The organism is Micromonospora sp. NPDC003776 (genome assembly GCF_053605645.1).
On sequence record NZ_JBSGJR010000937.1, the window covers coordinates 1 to 1,389 of the forward strand.

Below are 1,389 nucleotides of genomic sequence, written 5' to 3' on the forward strand. Positions count from 1 at the left end.
CACCGGCTGGACGCCTGGATCACCTCATTCGCGCAGCGGCGCCTGCACGCGATCCGCGGCCCGCAGGCCAGCGGCGGCCTGCACCTGGGCGCGTACGGCATCGTCGAGGACATCCGGCGCGGCGACGGCGGCAGCAGCGACGGTTACGTGCACACACCGTCGCTGGCCCACGCCACCGCCGCGGCGATCCTCGCCAGCGGGTACCGGTCGCACCCGGACGGCGGGGGAGTGCGCCGCCCGTTCGGCATCGACCTGTCCTCGGACCGGGTACGGGTCGCGCTGTCGCTGCTGGACGGGGTGCGGGCCGGCCAGCCCCTCGGCGCGCTGCTCGGCTACCGGTTCGAACGGGTGCTCCAGGAGCATGGCCTCGCCCGGTTCATCGACGACTTCCGGGCCGTCGCGCCGTCGCCGGCCACCGGTACCGCGCCGGACGGCCCGGCCGTCGAGGCGCTCGGTGCCCGCAACGTCGTCGACGCCCTGGAACTGCACCGCCGCTGGGTGGCCGAGGGGCGGACGCTGGCGCCCGGCTGGCCCGGCGCCGAGGCGGCCGACGCGGTGCAGGCCGTCTTCGAGCAGTTGGACGACGGCGTGGACGCCCTCGGCGACATCCTGCTCACCGAGGGCGTGTTCCAACTCGGCCGGGGCAACACCGACCGGGCCGCCGCCGCCCTGCGCGCCGCGGCCCAGCCGAGCGGCACGCCGCCGGAGCTCGAGGCGATCTACACCCCGCACTCCGGTACCGGCGTCACCCACCGGCTGGCCGTCCTGCTGCCCGGCACCGCCGCCGGGGCCGCCGGCTGGGCACCGGACCCGACGTACGCGCGCCGTGCCGCCGCCGAGCCACGGCTGGACGCCTGGGCCGGCCGGCTGCTCGGTGACCCGAAGCGGGTGCGCTACCGGGTCCGCTACCTCGACCCCGCCAGCGGTGCCGTGCTCACCGAGGCGGAGCGGCGGCTCGACCAGGTCAGGCCCGCACCGTCACCGCTGGACGTGGTGTACGCCGCGCTGGCCAACGAACGCAACCAGCTGTCCGAGTTGGAGCAGCGGCTGGTGTACGACGCGGTACGCACCCGGCCCGCCGGCGTGCCCCCGGACGCCCCGGTACAGGTCACCGTCAGCCGCGAGCCGGAACTGCCCGACAAGATCGGCCTGCTGGAACTGATGGAGCTGGCCCAGTCGCTGCGCGAGACGCTCGACAACGCCCGCCCGATCACGCCCGACGACCTGTCGTTGCCGGAAACCCCCGGCACCGCCGGCGTGGACCTGGCCGAGCTGGAAGGCCGGGCGAACGCGGCCCAGGCCGCGCTGCGCGCCGCCGACACCGCTCTGCAGGCCGCGATCGCCAACCCGGCCGCCGAGCAGCTGCGGGCCGCGCTGCTGGCGGCGAAC

1 protein-coding gene is annotated in these 1,389 nt (G+C 76.4%); it reads left to right on the plus strand.

Annotation, left to right across the window (positions count from 1 at the left end):
- Window positions 1–1,389 (plus strand): hypothetical protein (locus ACWEVO_RS36520; protein WP_452311949.1); only part of this gene is annotated, 1,389 nt, incomplete at both ends.